We start from the raw sequence: 19,250 nt of genomic DNA, 5'->3' as shown, positions 1-19,250 counted from the left end.
GTCAGCAAAAGTCTTCTGCGCTCAAATGGGCGATCGTTGCCTTGACAAACTCTGAAAGCTGAGCCGGCAGATCGCCGCGGCCGAACCAGCCGAAATCGGAGAGCTTGTCCGGCTCCATCAGTCGAGGTTCGCCGGAAAAGTCCTTGCAGATGTAGATCAGCGAGATCCAGTGTTGCCTATCGGCCTCGATGATGACTTCCTGCGTGCAGAGATAATCGATGCTGCCGATGGAAAGGCCGCTTTCCTCTTCCGCTTCGCGAATGGCGGCCTTGGCGGCTGGCTCCATATGGTCGACTTTGCCGCCGACGATACTCCAGAAGCCCGCTTCCGGCGCCTTGACGCGCCGATAAAGCAAAAGTTTGCCGTCCCGCAAGATTGCGAGACCTGTTCCTAGTCCTGGGAAATCGATGCCAGGCTTGCCCAATATTCAAATCCCGAGATTGGACGCAGCGCCCGGCAAGCCGGTCTGCTGCGTGTCTGCACGGAATCTATCAGGCCTTGGCGTTAGCCACGATGAGCATGAAAGCCGGGATGTCGTCGCCGAAGCCGACCGGTGTCGGGCCGTCATCCTGATCGCGATAGCGGTTGCGGCGCTCGCGGTGATCGTCATTGGCAGCAGGGAAGGGCCGGTGGTTGTTGCGAGAACCGTTGTGGGACTTATTGTTGTTGTTCTCAGACTTGCGCTCGTTCTTCACGCTTTCGGCCTTTGCTGGTGCTGCTTCGATCGCTACGACGTCATTATCCTCGACGTCGATATCAGATTTATGACTCGAGGCGTTGCGGCCTCCACGGCTGCGATCCCGATCGCGGCCCTTACCCTTCTGGTCACGGCGGCGGGAGGAGCGGTTGTCGTCACCACTCTCGTCAGCCGGCGGTAGCGCCGAAAGGTCGCCGTTCAGCCACTGGACATCTTCGCCGATCAGCTTCTCGATCGCGTCGACATGCTTGGTGTCGCGCTTCGTGACGATGGTGAAGGCAGCGCCGGAGCGGCCTGCACGACCGGTACGGCCGATACGGTGAACGTAATCTTCCGAATGGATCGGAACATCGAAATTGAAGACGTGGCTGACATCGGGGATATCGAGGCCGCGTGCGGCGACATCAGAGGCGACGAGCAGCTGCAGATTTCCATCCTTGAAGTTCTGCAGCATGGTCATGCGCGAGCGCTGGTCCATGTCGCCATGCAGTGCGCCAGCGGAAAAGCCGTGGCGATCCAGTGAACGGAAGAGGTCGGAAACGTCTTTCTTGCGGTTGCAGAAGATGATCGCGTTCTTGAGATCCGTCTGGGCGCGGATGAGATCGCGCAGCGTGGCGCGCTTCTCGTAGTCCTTGCCGTGCGAGGCAACAAAGCGCTGCGTGACGGTCTTGGCCGTCGAAGCGGGCTTGGCGACTTCGACGCGTTCCGGATTCTGCAGGAATCGGTCGGCCAGCTTCTGGATTTCCGGCGGCATGGTTGCCGAGAAGAACAGGGTCTGGCGCGTGAAGGGAATGAGCTTGGCGATGCGCTCGATATCCGGGATGAAGCCCATATCAAGCATACGGTCGGCTTCGTCGATCACGAAGATTTCGACCGCGCTCATCAGTAGCTTGCCGCGCTCGAAATGGTCCAGCAGGCGGCCGGGCGTGCAGATCAGCACATCGGCGCCGCGTTCGAGCTTGCGATCCTGGTCCTCGAAGGACACACCACCGATTAGCAGGGCGATGTTCAAGCGATGGTTCTTGCCGTATTTCTCGAAGTTTTCGGCGACCTGCGCTGCGAGTTCGCGCGTCGGCTCAAGAATCAGCGTGCGCGGCATACGAGCGCGAGCGCGGCCCTTTTCGAGCAGCGTCAGCATCGGCAGCACGAAGGAAGCCGTCTTGCCGGTTCCGGTCTGGGCAATGCCACAGATGTCGCGGCGCTGAAGCGCAAAGGGGATTGCACCGGCCTGGATCGGAGTCGGTGTGGTGTAACCCGCGTCAGTCACCGCGGAAAGGACTTTTTGGCTCAGGCCAAGGTCAGCAAATGTTGTCAAAGGGAAAACTAATTCCGTCTTGGTTCAGTCGAACACCATGAGTCGACACGCAGGAACGTGCCGCAATGCAGCGCGACATAGAACCAAATACCCGGGAAGTCAAGGAAAGCGGGCGCTTCAACAGGCTTGAAGTTCATTCATAACGCAATTTTTGGATTAGTACCATCTTTGTTGCGCGTTTGTCACAATTCCCGCAGCTAAATTGCGCCCAATCCGCTGATGTAACTTGCGAGTTTCGTGCCGGCACCGATGAAATACATCGGGTCTATGGGATGTCCATTCTCGCGCACTTCATAATGCAGATGTGTTCCTGTCGAACGCCCGGTGCTGCCGGCAAGACCGATCGCTTCGCCGGCGCCGACCTTGTCGCCGACTTTGACGAGCACCTGCTCCATATGCCCATAGCGGGTGGAGATGCCGTCGCCATGGTCGATCTCGACCATGTTGCCGTAACCGCCAGTCCAGCCCGCCGAAACTACCTTCCCAGGCGCTGTGGCCTTGATCTTTTCGCCAGGACTGAAATGGAAATCTGTACCGGTATGAAGTGCCAGTGTGCCGAAGAAGGGGTCCTTGCGATTGCCGAAGGGGCTGGTGACGAGCTTGCCGGGCGCGGGATTGCGGAAGGGCAGGCTTTCGGCGGCACCCCGCACCGTTTCTAAGTGCGTCAAGGCAGTATCGAGGTCCGCCATGGATCGTTCGAACTGATCGACATTCTCAGGCGGAACGTAAGGTCCCCCCACGCCGCCATCGATGTCTTCCTTGCCGATACTGGCGACTTCGTTCGGAACCTTGACGCCGACATTTTGCATGATCGACTGGATTTCGTTCGCGGTTTCAGACGCGTCGACGGTGAGGTTGCGGATTCGGGATAATTGATCCTGTTCGATATGCTTCAGCGACAGCGTTACTTTGGAGAAGACTCGATCGGCGCGGTCGGCGACGGTTTCGGGGGCAGGGACGTAGGCAAGTGTGGAGTTGTCGGGTGTGGCGTCAGCTGGCTTGCCGCTCAGGAGAAGCTTTTCGATTGCCTTGGGTGACGTCAGCTGGGCATGTTCGTTCTTTGGCGCGGCAGCGTTGGCATCCGGGTGCGCGCTTTTGTCCGTCAGGCCGGAGTTCTCTGCCCGGTCGAGCAACGTGCCGAGCTTGCCGTTGCGCGACGAAAGTTGCTGCTGCTGCTCGATCAGCTTGTCGACCTTTTCCTCGACCACCTGCTGATCGAGGAGCTGACGGGAGGTGACGCGATCGACCTGGGCACGCAGCGCGGCGATGCGATCTTCATAGTCATATTGCATGCGCGCCTGGCGAGCCATCGTCGCGCCGATCAAATCGTCGCGCAGTACAAGGTAGGAGGTCGCAAGGAGATAGCCGATCGAGAAGATCCCGACCATGCAGACGGCGACGGCGGCCATCCATGGGCGCACGGTCATATGGCGTACCGTATCGCCGCTGGCGAGGATAATGGTGTGATGTCGCCGTTGCTTGCCGAAAACCCGGTTCTGAGGCTTTGCTGTCACCGAGACTCTCCCAATCGGTGCGCTTTGGCACCCAGTGGAAGTACACGGCATTATGGTTAATGAATGCTTTCTACGGCAGTATTAAATACCGGAAAAAGCCGTTTTACGTTAGTATATCAAGCATTGCTTGTAGATGTCAGCGAGCGATAGAAGGAAGGGGTCAGTCCCGCTTCCGCTCGGGCGATATCATTGAACGGTGCCTTCAGCGAACCACGGAAGTTGGCGCGCACCAGTTCCTGGAATGTTCGGGCTGGATCGCGCTTTTCTCGCGCACACAGGAAGCGGAACCATTTGGCGCCGACGGCGACATGGCCTTTCTCGTCATTGTAGATGACGTCGAGTACGGCGGCGCTCTCCAGATCTCCGGTTTCGCGCATCTTCGCTTGCAGCGCCGGCGTCACGTCCAATCCCCTGGCTTCGAGGATCAACGGCACGACGGCCAAGCGGGCGGTGAGATCGGTGCGGGTTGCATGGGCCGCTTGCCACAGACCGTCATGGGCGGGCAGATCGCCGTAATCTGCGCCGAGTTCGCGCAGGCGCGCCCGTACCATGCGAAAATGCTTGGCCTCTTCGAACGCAACCTGCATCCAGCCGTCGAAGAAGGAATTGGGGACCGGTCCCGTCGCGAAGCGCGCGACGATATCGAGCGCAAGATCGACAGCATTCAGTTCGATATGGGCAATGGCATGCAACAGTGCGATACGACCTTTCAGCGTATGCAGGGAACGCTTCTCCATATGTTTCGGCGGCACCAGCTCCGGCTTTTCGGGACGGCCAGGCCTATCGGCGAGCGGCGGATCGAGCGGCGAACGCAGCGACAGGGTACGGGCAAACCAACGCGTCGCCGATTCTTGGGCGAGCTCGGTCTTCAGATCGAGGTCGGCCGAACGGATGGCGGCGATGGCGCCGCCGCGCAGCGACGTGATGTTTTCGGGACTACCGGACATGCCGTTAAAGTTCCCTGGCGGCGGCAAGAACCGCTTCGGCGTGGCCCGCGACCTTGACCTTGTCCCATATTGCGGCGATGCGGCCATCGGCGCCGATCAGGAAAGTCGAGCGCACCACACCCATATAGGTGCGGCCATACATGCTCTTTTCCCGCCAGACGCCGTAGGCCATTGCCATGGTCTTTTCCTCGTCGGAAGCGAGCGGCACGGAAAGCGCGTGCTTTTTGACGAATTTGTCATGGCTTTTCACCGTGTCGGGCGAGACGCCGAGGACGGCGACGCCGAGCTTTGCGAAATCGGGGGCGAGCGCTGTAAAGGTAATCGATTCCGTCGTGCAGGCGGTCGTATCGTCCTTGGGGTAGAAATAGATGACCAGCGGTTTCCCGGCAAAATCGACGAGACGAACGCGATCGCCGCCGTCGCGCGGAAGATCGAAATCCGGCGCCTTGTCGCCGATGTTCAATTGAATCGGGAAAACTTCCGCCACGGGAAAACCTTTCTTTTGCCGGTTTTTTAGATGACACTTGAGGTAAGCCATATATACTGCCCTCGTGTGCCGTCCAATGGGACGCAGCGTCACCAACAAAATTGTATAAGCGAAAGGCACGCGCAGGAGTGATCCGAGGCGAAAAGGTAACATTCCGCAAAAAGGATCTCGTGTCGCTCGACCATCTGCCGTCCGCTCAGGTCGAAGATCCGTTGATCGTGCATGTGCCGGAGCGCGCTCGCCGCAGCCGTTCGCACGTCTGGCATGTCTGCCGCATGACGCTGGTTTTCTTTGCATTTCTTGCCATTATTCTCGGTGCCGTCATCGCGACCATTGAAGGCGGCATCTTCGATGCGCCACTGTCTCAGAAAGCGCAGACGGCTCTCGATCAGGCCATCGGTCCGCGTTACAAGGCAGAAGTCGGCGCGACCGTGATCCGATTTACCTCCGACCTGCGCTTGGCACTGGAGGCACGCGACGTCAATGTCGTCGATCAGGAGAGCGGCAAGCATCTGTCGACGATGTCAGCCGTTAACATGGAGCTGGACCCGCTGGCCCTCATCGAGGGCAGGGTGGAGGTGGCAAGCGTTGCGGCAGAGGGCATCGCACTCGACACCTCGCTGCTGCCGCAAGGTGATCCGGTCGATTGGACTGTCTTGCGTGTCGATGCCTTGCCCAAGGTCCTGAATGCGGCCTTCGACAATCTCGATTTCCTCGAACATTTCGTCCAGCGCGGCGGCACGAATTCCGTACGCATTTCCGGCTTCTCGATGAAGCTGGCACGACAGGAGGGCGAACCGATCTCGCTTGTCGTCGACAATCTGACCTTCGAGCGTGCCGCGCCGAATTCTCTCCATCTCTATGGCCAGGTCGCGCTCAACGGGTCCGTGGCGCTCCTGGATGTGAAGGCGGATCAAAAGGAAGCCGGTCATAGCTCCTCGCTGGCGGCCAAGATATCCAATCTCGATCTCAAGCCACTCACGATGACCTATGACCCGAACGGTACGCCGCGACAGGGTCTGATGAGCTTCGGGGACGTCACGCTTTCTGCGGTCAAGGGCGAGGCAGGCGTCGATCCGAAGCTGAACGCCGCCATCGATGTCCAACCCGGCGTCCTCTATATGGACCATGATGTGCAGGAGTTGACGCGGGCCAATATCAACCTCGCCTACAACTTCGATCACCAGACCCTCGAGATTGCGCCGTCAAAAGCGCAGTTCCTCCAGACGATCGCGCCATTTTCCGGTGCTGTCATCGATCTCGATCGTGTCGACGCCAATGCGGGCAAGGGCTTCGGCATTGATTTCGTGATCAAGGACGGCATCGCCGCTTCATCTCTGTCGGGGGAAAAGCCGGTCAGCTTCGATGGTCGCGCCACGGGGCGGTTCTTTTCCGCGACCAAGGAATTCCAGTTCGACAATCTCGGCATATCGACGCCGCAAGGCGCGCTTTTCGGCTCCCTGCACATGAAGCTCGGCGACAGCTCGCCAGAGATCAGCTTCGGCGGCCGTGCGGACAAGCTCGATACGACTGTTGTCAAGCAGCTGTGGCCTTTCTGGATGGCTTCGAAACCCAGGACCTGGGTCGAGGGCAATCTTTTCGGAGGCTCTGTGACCAATGCGGCCATATCGGTCTTCATTCCGGCTGGCCGACTACGGGAAGCATCACAGACCGGCAAGCTGCAGCTTGGCAAGAACGAGCTGCATATCGCCTTCGACATCGATGGCGCACGGATGAACGTTCCGGGCGAAATCCCGCCGTTGCGCGATACCAAGGCCCATTTCGATCTGACCGGTCCGAATATGGTCGTCGATATCGCGACGGCCACGTCCTATTTCGCAACCGGTCGCAAGATCACGCTGAGTGACAGCAGCTTCTCGATCCCGGCGACTTACGACAAGCCGCTGATGGCCGATCTTGATTTGACGATTTCAGGCTCCGGCGATGCGATCGGCGAACTTCTGACCTACAAGCCTCTCGAAGTACTGCAGCGGACCGAATTCAAGCCGGAGGATTTCAACGGCAAGATCGTCGCCAAGGTCGATGCCAGGATAGGGCTGATCAAGGATCAGCAGCCGCCTCCACCGGACTGGCAGGCGAAGCTCAATCTCGACAATGTCGATCTGCTGAAGCCGATGAACAATCGCAAGATCGACAATCTGACCGGTGTGATTTCGGCCGATCCGCAATCCGTGCACCTGCAAGCCCAGGCCCAGATCGACAGTATTCCAGCCCAGATCGACATGGTGGAACCGACCGACAGCAAATCGTCCGTCAAGCGCGCCCGCGTGATTACGGCGACGCTGACCGATGCGCAGCGCAACACCGTTTTGCCCGGACTTCGCGATATGATCGACGGGCCGGTTAAAGTGGAATTGACGCGCATCGACGATGATCGCCAGGCCGTCAAGGTCGATCTCGGCAAGGCGGCCCTGACCGTTCCTTGGGTCGGCTGGTCGAAGGGCAGCGGCATTGCGGCGACTGCGCAGTTCGAAGCATCCGGTCCAGACAGCCAGACGACGCTCAAGAATTTCACGCTCAAGGGGGATGGATTCGGCGCTAGCGGCGATCTTCTGATCAGCAAGGGGAGCCTCACATCGGCGAGCTTCGACAGCGTGAAGCTCTCGGCGCTCGACGATTTCGCGCTCTCGCTGAAGCGGGGCAAGGGCGGCGGCTACGACGTGGCGGTATCGGGCAATTCCGCCGACATACGCCCGATCCTTGCGCGCCTGAAGGCATCCACATCGGGCGGCCAGCAGAGTTCGGACGGAGACGCTTCGGCGAGCGCGACCGTTCGCGCCAATCTCGACAAGGTTATCGGCTTCAACGATGAGACCATCGGCAATGTCAAGGGCGTCTATTCGATCGCCGGCGGCAAGACGACGGCTGCAGATTTTTCCGGCGTGACCCGTAGCGGCGAAGCACTCGTCACCCAGATGAGCAAGGGCAACAACGGTGTCATCCGTATCACGAGCGGTGATGCAGGTGCCGTTGCGCGCTTCACTGACCTCTACAGGCATCTGCAGGGTGGGCTGCTCAATCTGTCGCTGCGGTCGATCGGGCAGGACGATTGGGACGGTTCGCTCGATATCCGCAACTTCTCCATCATCGATGACAAGAAACTCTCGACCATCGTGTCGACGCCAAGCGGAAAGAACGGCAAGAGCCTGAATTCGGCTTTGAAGCAGAATATCGATACCCGTTCGCAGAATTTCGAGCGCGGCTTTGCGCGGCTGGTGATGCGCGATGGGGCGCTCTCGGTCGAAAACGGTGTGGTGCGTGGCGTGCAGGTTGGGGCGACGTTCCAGGGCATGCTGAAGGACGCCAATGGCAAGATGGACATGACGGGAACCTTCATGCCTGCCTACGGCCTGAACCGGCTATTCGCCGAAGTCCCGATCGTCGGCTTCATCCTCGGCAATGGCAGCGATCGTGGCTTGATCGGCATTACCTTCAGGCTGACCGGCACGATCGAGAAATCGAACCTGCAGATCAACCCTCTTTCGATCATCGCGCCGGGTGTTTTCAGGCAGATATTTGAATATTGAGGAGGCGCGACGCTGAGGCTGTAAGGCGGATTATCTTTCTTCCGCCAATCGTTCGCGTATGCGTTCCGGCCCACCGCTCATGCGCCGGGCGAATGGCCGATCGGGGTCCACGATACGCCAAAACGGAGCCGTGCCGCTTTGGCTGATCTGCACCAAATGTCGCTGAACGGTGACAGGACAGCAGGCATCTGTGCCATATTGCTTGGCAAGTGCCTGTCTTACTCCCGCAATATCGGACAATTGACCCGGAGGCGCTGCCCAGAGCGCGCGGGCGATCATTTCCTCGCTGGGAATCAACATGCTTTGCGTAAGATTTCGGCCCTTGCGCCTCGTCTTGATCGTCGGCATTTCATCCATAATCCACCTCCGAGGTTCGGATCTTAACAGAGGACGAAAGGGCCGGTCGCGATCCGACATCGCAAACGCAAAAAATTTGCCAAGAGCCAGGATGTGAACTTATGGACCGGCAGCCTTCAAGCGTCGCAGTATCGGCTTGAACATTCCAGCGCGACGTTTCTATCGATGTTCCCGATGAACTATGGCACTTTGAGGGATATGACCCAAAGCAAATCGTGCCTGGCCGGTTGGACGACTGGCAACTGCAATGCAAACGGCATCGACATTCACTATCTGCGAACAGGCGGCCATCATCCTCCGCTGGTCGCGCTGCATGGGCTGCTCGGCAGCGGCGCGTGTTTGGCGCCGTTGACGCGTGCGTTGGAGAATGACTTTGATGTCGTCTTGCCGGACGCACGTGGACACGGAAAATCCGGCGCGCCGGCTCGAGGATATTTGTATGACAACCTCGCAGGCGACGTTGTCGAGCTCATAAAGAAATTGAATCTAAAAGCTCCAATATTGCTCGGTCATTCGATGGGAGGCATGACCGCAGCTGTCGCCGCCCGAGAACTTGGAGCAGGGGTTTCAGGCGTGATCCTGGTCGATCCAACCTTCATAAGTCCAGAGTGGCAGCGCGAGGTTTTTGAAAGCGATATTGCAGAGGAGCAGCGGCGATCGCTAGTTTCTAGCAGGGCTGATCTCCTTACCCACGCGCGCGTTCGACATCCATCCCGGTCGGAGGAGATTCTGGAATGCCTGGTTGATGCAAGGCTTCAGACCAGCATGTTCGCATTTGAGGTGCTCACACCTCCAAATCCGGATTATCGCGAACTTGTGCAAAGCATAGGCGTGCCGATTCTTCTCGTGATCGGAGATAAAGGGGTCGTTTCGTTGGATGCGGCCCGCGAGCTGCAAAAGCTCAATCCCTTGCTTCGATATGAACTGATCGCTGACGCCGGTCACGGCCTTCCATACGATCAGCCAAAGCGATTGGGAGCGGCGATCATGTCCTTCCTGCAAGCGATATCAACTTTACGGGCCGGTTCTGCGCGCGTCGACTGACCAAGCCGGTTCATTCCGTCGACCGACGACCTTCAGGTGGACAGACACAAAAAAGCCGGCGAGGGGGCGCCGGCTTTGTTTATTGTTCGTGTATTGGCCCGTCAGGCGGCCGGGCGGATCAGGATGTGCTTCTTCTTGCCGAGCGACAGCTTGATGACGCCATCGGCGGTGACCTCACCGATGCCAATGATCTTGCGCTCGTCGCTGACAGCCTGGTCGTTAATACGCACTGCGCCGCCCTGGACGTGGCGTCGAGCTTCGCCGTTGGAGGCGGCAAGGCCGGCACGGACGATCAGAGCCAGAAGCCCGATTCCGGCTCCAAGTTCGGAAGCCGGGACGTCGATCGACGGCAGGTTTTCTGACATGCCGCCTTCCTCGAAGGTCTTGCGCGCAGTTTCCGCTGCCTGCTCGGCTGCCGCGCGGCCGTGAAGGATCGCCGTGACTTCGGTCGCGAGGATCTTCTTGACCTCGTTGATCTCGGAACCGGCAAGCGCGGAGAGACGAGCGATCTCGTCCATCGGCAGCGTCGTGTAGAGCTTCAGGAAGCGCGAAACGTCCGCATCCTCGGTGTTGCGCCAGTACTGCCAGAAATCATAGGCCGAGAGCAGGTCGGCATTCAGCCAGACCGCGCCGGTGGCAGACTTGCCCATCTTGGCGCCGGACGCCGTCGTCAGCAGCGGTGAGGTCAGCGCGAAGAGCTGCTTCGTCCCCATACGGTGACCGAGATCGATACCATTGACGATATTGCCCCACTGATCCGAGCCGCCCATCTGAAGGCGGCAATCATAGCGCTTTGCCAGCTCGACGAAATCGTAGGCCTGCAGGATCATGTAGTTGAATTCGAGGAACGACAAGGACTGCTCACGATCAAGCCGGGTCTTCACGCTGTCAAAGGACAGCATGCGGTTGACCGAGAAATGGCGACCGACATCGCGCAGAAATTCGAGATAATTCAGCGAGCGCAGCCATTCTGCGTTGTTGATCATCAACGCGTCCTTCGGACCCTCGCCATAGGTGAGGTAGTTCGAGAAGCAGCGCTTGATCGAAGCAATATTGTTCTCGATCGTATCGATCGTCATGAGCTGGCGGGACTCTTCCTTGAAGGAGGGGTCGCCAACCATGCCGGTGCCGCCGCCCATCAGCGAAATGGGTCGATGGCCGGTTGCCTGCATCCAGTGCAGCATCATGATCTGGATCAGCGAACCTGCATGCAGGCTCGATGCCGTTGGATCGAAGCCGATATAGGCCGTCACGGTTTCCTTGGCGAAGAGGTCGTCGAGGCCGGCTTCATCGGAAATCTGATGAATGAAGCCGCGCTCTTGCAGGGTGTGCAGGAAATCGGATTTGAACTCAGCCATGATCTTGGTCTCTCGAGGCCGCAGCCTTGGAGGATGCGGCGAAGTCGCTGGTGTTGTTGAAAGTCGCGGGGCGCGTTTATCACCGATTTACCGGCGCGTCACCATTTTGGTGGCTACGAGATCAAGTTTCGATCAGTGTCACAGGTCGGGTGCGGTTTGTAAATAAATGCTTCTGAACGTCAATAGACCGTAACATCGCCGCGAAGCCGCCGGGAATAAGCCGCGCATTCGCCCGAATCAAATCCTAGTGATTTCCTGTTGATCCCCGTACGCACCTCATGTTTCGTGAAAGAAACCGGTATGTCGCCTCTGCTTTCGAAGATGGGATTGTCATCCAAAAAGACGATCTGGGCATTTTTTGCCATGATGTTGGTTTTGGCCGGTGTCGCTGCTGCGAATCCGGCCGAAGCTCAAGGTTCCCCTGAAAAGAGAATAGCGTTTGTCGTGGGTAACGCCGCCTACAAGGTGGGCGCGCTGCCGACGCCGGCCAACGATGCCGGTCTCATCGCGCAAACGCTGCAGGCCGCGGGCTTCGACGTGATCGGCGCGCGCGATCTCGACCAGAACGGCATGCGCGACGCGATGCGCGACTTTCTGACGAAAGCGAACGCGTCAGGCCCCAATACTGTCGTCTTCGTCTATCTGGCGGGCTATGGTGTGCAATATCAGGGCGATAACTATTTCGTGCCCGTAGACGCGCAAATCGCCAATGCCACGGATGTCCCTGTCCAGGCGATCCGCGTGAGCGACTTCACCAAATCGCTGTCGGCGATCAACAATCGCGGCAGTATCGTCGTGCTGGATGCGGCGAGGGCCAATCCCTTCGTGCAATCCAGTCAGCCGCTGGCTGGCGGCCTGGCATTGGTCGATCCCGACATCAATCAGCTGATCGCGTTCAATGCGGCGCCCGGCACGGTCGCACCGCAGGAGGCCGGGCCCTATGGTTCCTACGCGCATGCGCTGGCGGAGATGATCCGCGTCGGCGGCCTGTCACTTGACGATGTGTTCGATCGCACACGCTTGCGTGTCGGCGATCTCACCAAGGGTGCCGAAATCTCGTGGGATGCTTCCAAGTTCAAGAACGCATTCAACTTTTTCGATCGTGGTCCGAATGCGCCGGCTGCTGCGGTGTCGAACACCGAGGATGTGGCAAACCGGACAAAGCCGATCCGCGATTTCGACGAGCGGGATGCCTATTTCGCTGCGCTCGATCGAGACACGCTGCAGGGCTATGAGGATTTCCTCGCCGCCTATCCGAACGATTCCATGGTCAGGCGTGTCCGCGCCATTGTTGCCGCCCGCCGCGAGGCGATCACCTGGCGTGAGACCTGGATTGCCGACACGCCAGAGGCCTATTGGTCCTATCTGAGGCGTTATCCGCGTGGTCCCCACGTATGGGATGCCCGTCGCCGTCTCGAGCATTTCGAGGCAGCTCTCGAGCCGCCCCCGTCATTTGCTGTCATCGAGTATGACGTGCCGCCGCCACCGCCGCCGGAAGTGGTCTATGTCGACCGGCCGGTGCTTTATTTCGACGATGCCGATTTCGGCTATGCGCCGCCGCCGCCCGTTGTCTTCCTGGCACCGCCGCCACCGGATTTCGTGGTGCTGGCGCCGCCGGACCCCTCTGTCGATGTTTACGTGCTGCCTGCGCCCGTCTACGTTCCGGTCCCTGCATGGGTCGAGCCGCCACGCGACATCGCACCGCCCGAAAACAACATTATCTTCAACAACATCCACAATACGGTCGTGAACAACACGACGGTCATCAACAACAACACGACCGTCAATGAGAATGGGGCTGCGCCCGCCGCACCCGGGCTGACGACGGGCCAGAAGCTTGCCGGCGCCGCCGTCATTGCTGGCGCGGGTGCCGCGGCGTTGCATGTTGCCCTGCCGCCATCGGTGCAGAAGAAAGCGGCGGTTCTGCAGAAGCAGAACCCGGCTGCAGCCGTCAAGGCGGCACCTGGAGCAGCTCCGGCCGTCGTACCTTCGGCTCAGCCGCAAGGCGGAAATACTGCTGCCCACGCGCTTCCAGGCGCCAATGGTCAGCCGCTGCCGGCCGGCGGCAAGCTGCCCGTCAATCAGGGAACGGCTCAGACGAAGCAGGGGCAATCGCCGCAAGCCGCGCCCAATGCGGTGCATAATCCGGCTGTTGCCACGCAACCTGCGCAGCAGGGCACAAATGCCAATGCGCATGCACTTCCCGGTGCGAACGGTCAGCCTCTGCCCGCCACGGCCAATGCTGGAGCAGCGCAGACGAAACAGGCTCAACAGCCGCAGGCCGCGCCGAACGCCAGTGCACATGCGCTGCCCGGCGCCAAGGGGCAGCAGCCGCAGCCGACTATTGGTAATGCGCCTGCCGTGAAGGGGCAAAACCAGATTGCCAAGACCCCGGCACCGCAAGCAGCGCCAAGCGGCAAACCGAATCCGGTTGTCGCTGCGCCGAAACCCAATGCGCATGCGCCAGCCGTCGCCGCAAGGACGCCGGCAAAGCCCAAGGCGATCCCCAGCAACCAACCTCAGGCTCACAATCAGCCTCGTGTTGCCGCTGCGCCGCCTCGGCAAGCCAATCCGGCTCCTTCGCAGCCCAGGCCGGTGCCGCATGTTGCAGCCCAGGCGCCCGCACCCAAGCCGCAGGCTCAGCCGAAGCCCCAACCGCAGCCGAAGGTCGTGCAGCAGCAGGTGAAGAGACCACCTCCGCCTCCGCCGCAGAAGCCGCCGGAAAAGAAAAAGTGCGGCGCTCCCGGCCTGCCGGCATGCCACTGACCGATAATCTCAAGGCCCGCTTCGGCGGGCCTTCTCATTCGGAATTGTCGCTTGATCGGCTTGTTGAAATCAGGCCGAGCGTTTAGCGCTGACCGTCCGGTTGCCAATCGGCGCTGCCATACAGGTTACAGCAGGCTGGAGATCCACCACGAAAATAGGCAGGCAGATGAGTGATACCATCATACTCGAAACCCCGCGCCTCGTTCTGACGATGTGGGACAAGGGTGATGCCGAAATGATTCGGCAATTGCATTCGACAATCGAAACGACGCGCTATCTTTCAGGCGCGGCTCCTTGGACGCTGGACAAGGCTGAGGAGCGGCTGAAAAGCTGGTTCGGAGAACAGGCGCGCGACGGCACGACCAAATACAAGATGCTGCGCCGTGAGGACGGCCGCTTTATCGGCCGTGCCGGCTTTTCGCGTTTTCAGGAAAGCGGTCGGGGCGAATTCGAGCTCGGCTATTCTCTTCGACAAGAGGCCTGGGGCAACGGCTATGCCACGGAAATTGCCGGTGCGCTGTCGCAGTGGTTTTTCAGCCGCGGCTTGGCGAAGCAATTCATCGCCTTCACGCATCCTGAAAATGCAGCATCGCAGCGGGTTCTAAGGAAGATCGGCATGCAGGATCACCCGTCGATGATGATCGACGGGATACAATGTCCTACGTTTGCAATGGCTCGGTAAAAGCCGTTTCCTTAGCGGATGCGCTTGGCGGCCGGCTCCGGCACCAGTTCGCCGTTGAGGCGACGATCGAGATAATCCTCGCATTCGCCCAGCAGCGTTTCGACCTGGCCGTTGAAGAAGTGGTTGGCGCCCGACACGACCTTGTGCGTGATCAGGATGCCCTTCTGCGTCTTCAGCTTCTCGACGAGGCCGTTGACGTCCTTCTCCGGGGCAACCTTGTCGGCATCGCCGTTGATGATCAGGCCGGATGACGGGCAGGGTGCCAGGAAGGAGAAGTCGTAGATGTTCGGCTGCGGTGCGATCGACATGAAGCCTTCGATTTCCGGACGGCGCATCAACAGCTGCATGCCGATCCAGGCGCCGAAGGAATAGCCGGCAACCCAGCAGCTCTTCGAATCGGGATGGAGGCTCTGCACCCAGTCGAGTGCCGAGGCTGCATCGGAAAGCTCGCCGGCGCCGTGATCGAACTCGCCCTGGCTGCGGCCGATACCGCGAAAATTGAAGCGGAGTGTCGTGAAACCGCGCTTCTGGAACATATAGAAGAGCTGGTAGACGACCTGATTGTTCATCGTGCCGCCAAATTGCGGATGGGGATGAAGGATAATCGCGATCGGGGCGCTCTTTTCCTTGGAGGGCTGATAGCGGCCTTCAAGGCGACCCGCGGGGCCGTTGAAAATTACTTCGGGCATCGATACTCCGGCTCTTCTTTTTCTGCGTTCAAACCCTACGGCACGCAGCAAGTTGACTTGACGAATGCGCTCATCTTTTCTAGAACGCAGTTTAGAACAATTCGAAACTTGATGCGGTGGTCCGCGCGTTGTTTGTGCAACGGTTTGTGGAACGTGTCATAAGGCATGCCCGGCTGAAATTTCAAGGAAAATGAGCCGGTCGCAGCAAAGCAAAGTCGCGCAGGAAGAAGATTATGGCGGCAACACGCCTTTATCTCGATTGGAATGCTACCGCACCGCTCCATCCGGCGGCCCGCGAAGCAATGCTGCGTGCGATGGATATTCAAGGCAACCCCAATTCCGTTCACGGTGAAGGTAGGGCAGCACGCGCAGCTGTCGAGGCCGCACGCCGGCAGGTTGCAAGGCTGACGGGCGCGGAGCCTGCCCATGTGGTTTTCACCAGCGGTGCGACCGAGGCGGCCAATATGGTGCTGACGCCGGAATTTCGCATGGGGCGGACGCCGCTTGTCGTCAGCCACCTTTACATATCGGCCGTCGAGCATCCGGCCGTGCGCGAAGGCGGGCGATTTGCCAAGGACAATGTCAGCGAAATACCCGTGACATCGGACGGCACGGTCGATCTTGCTGCGCTGGAGACCATGCTATCAGCCCATGACAAGGCGAGCGGTCTGCCGATGGTCGCCATCATGCTCGCGAACAATGAGACCGGAATTGTCCAGCCTGTCGCAGAGGCAGCCAAGCTTGTTCAGGCAGCGGGCGGTCTCTTTGCGGTGGATGCCGTTCAGGCGGCCGGCCGCGTTCTGCTCGATATCAATAGGATCGGTGCGGATTTCCTCATCGTGTCCTCGCACAAGATCGGTGGGCCGAAGGGTGTCGGCGCACTCGTCTCGCGCGGTGAGGTGCTAATGCCGAAGCCGTTGATCCATGGCGGCGGTCAGGAGAAGGGCCACCGCTCGGGCACGGAAAATACGCTTGCCATCATCGGATTCGGTGCAGCTGCCGAAGCAGCTGCTGTGGACTTCGATGTTCGCAATGCTGCGATCGCTTCATTGCGCGACCGGCTGGAAGGAGGGATGGAGCTGGCGGCGCCGGATGTCATCGTTCATGGAAAGGATGGCCCGCGTGTTCCGAACACCAGCTTCTTCACGCTGCCGGGACTGAAATCCGAAACCGGCCAGATCGCCTTCGACCTGGAAGGCGTGGCGATTTCTGCCGGTTCCGCCTGCTCGTCGGGCAAGGTCGGCGAAAGCCATGTGCTCGTGGCAATGGGATGCGACCCGAAACTCGGAGCTCTCCGCATTTCGCTGGGGCCGACCACAACCGAAGCGGATATCGATCGCGCAATCGCCGCGTTTGCCCGCATAGCGGGAAGGCGCAAGCTGGCGGGTGCGGCGGCCTGACGGCCACAATTTTGCGGAAACCGAAATTTCCGCTTGCCAAGCGGGGTGAAAAGTCCCTTTTGGCCGACTACATAGGGGGCAGACATAAGTCTGCCGCAACGTTGACAAGCTGCCGGACCTTGGATCCGGCGAGATTGGAGAACGAAATGCCTGCAGTCCAGGAAACGGTCGATCAGGTTCGCCAGATCGACGTGGACCAGTATAAGTATGGTTTCGAGACTACGATCGAAGTGGAAAAGGCTCCCAAGGGTCTTTCCGAAGATATCATCCGCTTCATCTCCGCCAAGAAGCAGGAGCCGGACTGGATGCTGGAGTGGCGCCTCGAAGCCTATCGTCGTTGGCTGACGCTTGAGGAGCCCACATGGGCGCGCGTCGATTATCCGAAGATCGATTTCAACGACATTCACTATTACGCCGCGCCGAAAAAGTTCGCCGGCCCGAAGTCGCTCGACGAAGTCGACCCGGAGCTGCTGAAGACCTACGAGAAGCTCGGTATTCCGCTGCGCGAACAGGAAATTCTTGCCGGCGTGGAGAAGCCGAAGATCGCCGTCGATGCGGTGTTCGATTCCGTTTCGGTCGTCACCACCTTCAAGGAAGAGCTGAAGAAGGCTGGCGTGATCTTCATGTCGATCTCGGAAGCCATCCGCGAGCATCCGGAGCTGGTGCGCAAGTACCTCGGCTCCGTCGTGCCGACCTCGGACAATTTCTATGCGACGCTGAATTCGGCCGTCTTCACCGACGGTTCCTTCGTCTTCGTGCCGAAGGGCGTTCGTTGCCCGATGGAACTGTCGACCTACTTCCGCATCAACGAGAAGAACACCGGCCAGTTCGAGCGCACGTTGATCATCGCCGAAGAAAGCGCCTACGTCTCCTATCTGGAAGGCTGCACGGCGCCGCAGCGCGACGAAAACCAGCTGCACGCGGCCGTCGTCGAGCTGGTTGCGCTCGATGACGCCGAGATCAAGTATTCGACGGTCCAGAACTGGTATCCGGGCGACAAGCACGGCAAGGGCGGAATCTACAACTTCGTCACCAAGCGTGGCGATTGCCGCGGCCATCGCTCCAAGATCTCCTGGACGCAGGTCGAGACCGGCTCGGCGATCACCTGGAAGTATCCGTCCTGCATCCTGCGCGGCGACGACAGCCGTGGCGAGTTCTACTCGATCGCTGTTTCGAACGGCCATCAGCAGGTCGACAGCGGCACCAAGATGATCCATCTCGGCAAGAACACCTCAAGCCGCATCATCTCGAAGGGTATCGCCGCCGGCGTTTCGCAGAACACCTATCGCGGTCAGGTCTCGGCGCATCGCCGCGCGACCAACGCCCGCAACTTCACGCAGTGCGACTCGTTGCTGATCGGCGACAAGTGCGGCGCGCATACGGTGCCTTACATCGAGGCGAAGAACTCGTCCGCTCAGTTCGAGCACGAAGCCACGACGTCGAAGATTTCCGAAGACCAGCTGTTCTACTGCCTGCAGCGTGGCATTCCCGAGGAAGCAGCGATCGCGCTGATCGTCAACGGCTTCGTCAAGGAAGTGCTGCAGGAGCTGCCGATGGAATTCGCCGTCGAAGCGCAGAAGCTGATCGGCATCTCGCTCGAAGGCAGCGTCGGCTGACGTCCACGAAACAGAATTAGCTTTGGCGCGCCAGGCGCGCCGCACACTCATTCCTGCGATAGGATATTAAAATGCTTGAAATCAAGAACCTGCACGCCCGTATCGCCGAAGACGGCACCGAGATCATTCGCGGCCTGAACCTGACCGTGAAAGCGGGCGAAGTCGCTGCCATCATGGGACCGAACGGCTCCGGCAAGTCGACGCTCTCCTACATCCTCGCCGGCCGCGAGGACTATGAAGTCACCGAGGGTGACATCCTTTATAACGGCGAGAGCATTCTCGAACTCGATGCTGCCGAACGCGCCGCAAAGGGCATCTTCCTCGCCTTCCAGTATCCGGTGGAAATTCCGGGCGTTGCCACCATGCAGTTCCTCAAGGTTGCCCTTAACGAACAGCGTAAGGCTCGCGGCGAAGACGAGCTGACGACGCCCGACTTCCTGCGCCGCGTCAAGGATGCTGCGGCCAAGCTGCAGATCAACATGGACATGCTGAAGCGGCCGCTGAACGTCGGCTTCTCCGGCGGTGAAAAGAAGCGCGCCGAAATCCTGCAGATGGCGCTCCTGGAGCCACAGCTTTGCGTGCTCGACGAAACCGACTCCGGCCTCGACATCGACGCGCTGAAGATCGTTGCTGACGGCGTCAACGCGCTGCGCTCTCCGGATCGCGCCGTGATCGTCATCACCCACTACCAGCGCCTGCTCGACTATATCGTTCCGGACACCGTTCACGTCCTCTACAAGGGCCAGGTCATCAAGTCCGGCGACAAGACGCTGGCGCATGAACTCGAAGCCAACGGCTATGCCGACATCATCGGAGCTGCAGCCTGATCG

The 19,250-nt window shown here is 59.6% G+C and carries 15 protein-coding genes; 7 read left to right on the top strand and 8 right to left on the bottom strand.

The window, feature by feature from the left end; all coding sequences use genetic code 11:
* Nucleotide 1: 1 nt before the first annotated feature.
* The 5 genes from ABOK31_RS07755 to ABOK31_RS07735 form a co-directional block, all read right to left on the bottom strand.
* A complete protein-coding gene (locus tag ABOK31_RS07755) occupies nt 2–424 on the bottom strand; it encodes an NUDIX domain-containing protein (protein WP_349958359.1) in 423 nt (140 codons plus the stop codon).
* A 67-nt stretch (nt 425–491) separates the two neighbouring features.
* Entirely contained in the window at nt 492–2,012 is a 1,521-nt protein-coding gene (locus tag ABOK31_RS07750) for a DEAD/DEAH box helicase (protein WP_349958357.1), read from the bottom strand.
* A 197-nt stretch (nt 2,013–2,209) separates the two neighbouring features.
* Complete coding sequence (locus ABOK31_RS07745; RefSeq protein ID WP_349958355.1) at nt 2,210–3,526, bottom strand: peptidoglycan DD-metalloendopeptidase family protein; 1,317 nt, start codon at nt 3,524–3,526, stop codon at nt 2,210–2,212.
* Between the two features lie 116 nt (nt 3,527–3,642).
* The gene (locus ABOK31_RS07740; protein WP_349958353.1) at nt 3,643–4,473 is read right to left on the bottom strand and encodes a ferritin-like domain-containing protein; all 831 of its coding nucleotides are present in this window, start codon (nt 4,471–4,473) and stop codon (nt 3,643–3,645) included.
* Nucleotides 4,474–4,477: 4 nt separating this feature from the next.
* Complete coding sequence (locus tag ABOK31_RS07735) at nt 4,478–4,960, bottom strand: peroxiredoxin (RefSeq protein ID WP_349958351.1); 483 nt, start codon at nt 4,958–4,960, stop codon at nt 4,478–4,480.
* A gap of 128 nt (nt 4,961–5,088) precedes the next feature.
* Between ABOK31_RS07735 and ABOK31_RS07730 the strand changes: the two genes are divergently transcribed.
* Nucleotides 5,089–8,508, top strand: a complete 3,420-nt coding sequence (locus ABOK31_RS07730) for a DUF3971 domain-containing protein (RefSeq protein ID WP_349958349.1) — start codon at nt 5,089–5,091, stop codon at nt 8,506–8,508.
* Between the two features lie 30 nt (nt 8,509–8,538).
* Here the strand turns inward: ABOK31_RS07730 and ABOK31_RS07725 are convergent, their stop codons facing one another.
* Entirely contained in the window at nt 8,539–8,865 is a 327-nt protein-coding gene (locus tag ABOK31_RS07725; RefSeq protein ID WP_349958348.1) for a hypothetical protein, read from the bottom strand.
* Between the two features lie 93 nt (nt 8,866–8,958).
* Between ABOK31_RS07725 and ABOK31_RS07720 the strand changes: the two genes are divergently transcribed.
* On the top strand, nt 8,959–9,909 hold the full coding sequence (locus ABOK31_RS07720; protein WP_349958346.1) for an alpha/beta hydrolase: 951 nt from the start codon (nt 8,959–8,961) through the stop codon (nt 9,907–9,909).
* 101 nt (nt 9,910–10,010) lie between these two features.
* Here ABOK31_RS07720 and tyrS read toward each other — a convergent pair whose 3' ends face one another.
* Nucleotides 10,011–11,267: a tyrosine--tRNA ligase gene (gene tyrS / locus ABOK31_RS07715; protein ID WP_349958344.1), complete on the bottom strand. Its 1,257-nt coding sequence runs from the start codon at nt 11,265–11,267 to the stop codon at nt 10,011–10,013.
* Between the two features lie 444 nt (nt 11,268–11,711).
* Here tyrS and ABOK31_RS07710 point away from each other — a divergent pair, with 444 nt between their 5' ends.
* On the top strand, nt 11,712–14,033 hold the full coding sequence (locus ABOK31_RS07710; RefSeq protein ID WP_349958343.1) for a caspase family protein: 2,322 nt from the start codon (nt 11,712–11,714) through the stop codon (nt 14,031–14,033).
* A 166-nt stretch (nt 14,034–14,199) separates the two neighbouring features.
* On the top strand, nt 14,200–14,715 hold the full coding sequence (locus tag ABOK31_RS07705; RefSeq protein ID WP_349958342.1) for a GNAT family N-acetyltransferase: 516 nt from the start codon (nt 14,200–14,202) through the stop codon (nt 14,713–14,715).
* A gap of 11 nt (nt 14,716–14,726) precedes the next feature.
* On the opposite strand, the gene ABOK31_RS07700 is transcribed toward ABOK31_RS07705, so the two are convergent.
* A complete protein-coding gene (locus ABOK31_RS07700) occupies nt 14,727–15,404 on the bottom strand; it encodes an alpha/beta hydrolase (protein WP_047633174.1) in 678 nt (225 codons plus the stop codon).
* 233 nt (nt 15,405–15,637) lie between these two features.
* Between ABOK31_RS07700 and ABOK31_RS07695 the strand changes: the two genes are divergently transcribed.
* The 3 genes from ABOK31_RS07695 (at nt 15,638) to sufC (ending at nt 19,247) form a co-directional block, all read left to right on the top strand.
* Nucleotides 15,638–16,804, top strand: coding sequence for a cysteine desulfurase family protein (locus ABOK31_RS07695; RefSeq protein ID WP_349958341.1), 1,167 nt, complete (start codon nt 15,638–15,640; stop codon nt 16,802–16,804).
* Between the two features lie 146 nt (nt 16,805–16,950).
* Nucleotides 16,951–18,420, top strand: coding sequence for a Fe-S cluster assembly protein SufB (sufB, locus tag ABOK31_RS07690; RefSeq protein ID WP_349958340.1), 1,470 nt, complete (start codon nt 16,951–16,953; stop codon nt 18,418–18,420).
* 71 nt (nt 18,421–18,491) lie between these two features.
* A complete protein-coding gene (sufC, locus tag ABOK31_RS07685) occupies nt 18,492–19,247 on the top strand; it encodes a Fe-S cluster assembly ATPase SufC (protein WP_092716448.1) in 756 nt (251 codons plus the stop codon).
* The last annotated feature ends 3 nt before the right edge of the window (nt 19,248–19,250 follow it).

This window comes from Rhizobium sp. ZPR4 (assembly GCF_040215725.1).
GTDB lineage: Bacteria > Pseudomonadota > Alphaproteobacteria > Rhizobiales > Rhizobiaceae > Rhizobium > Rhizobium rhizogenes_D.
This window is presented reverse-complemented; position numbering and strand designations above follow the sequence as displayed.

Bases quoted from the DNA above. Each gene is read 5' to 3' on its own strand.
- ABOK31_RS07695 (WP_349958341.1), top strand. From the start codon at position 15,638: ATGGCGGCAACACGCCTTTATCTCGATTGGAATGCTACCGCACCGCTC.
- ABOK31_RS07740 (WP_349958353.1), bottom strand. From the start codon at position 4,473: ATGTCCGGTAGTCCCGAAAACATCACGTCGCTGCGCGGCGGCGCCATC.
- sufB (WP_349958340.1), top strand. From the start codon at position 16,951: ATGCCTGCAGTCCAGGAAACGGTCGATCAGGTTCGCCAGATCGACGTG.
- ABOK31_RS07700 (WP_047633174.1), bottom strand. From the start codon at position 15,404: ATGCCCGAAGTAATTTTCAACGGCCCCGCGGGTCGCCTTGAAGGCCGC.
- ABOK31_RS07725 (WP_349958348.1), bottom strand. From the start codon at position 8,865: ATGGATGAAATGCCGACGATCAAGACGAGGCGCAAGGGCCGAAATCTT.
- tyrS (WP_349958344.1), bottom strand. From the start codon at position 11,267: ATGGCTGAGTTCAAATCCGATTTCCTGCACACCCTGCAAGAGCGCGGC.
- sufC (WP_092716448.1), top strand. From the start codon at position 18,492: ATGCTTGAAATCAAGAACCTGCACGCCCGTATCGCCGAAGACGGCACC.
- ABOK31_RS07705 (WP_349958342.1), top strand. From the start codon at position 14,200: ATGAGTGATACCATCATACTCGAAACCCCGCGCCTCGTTCTGACGATG.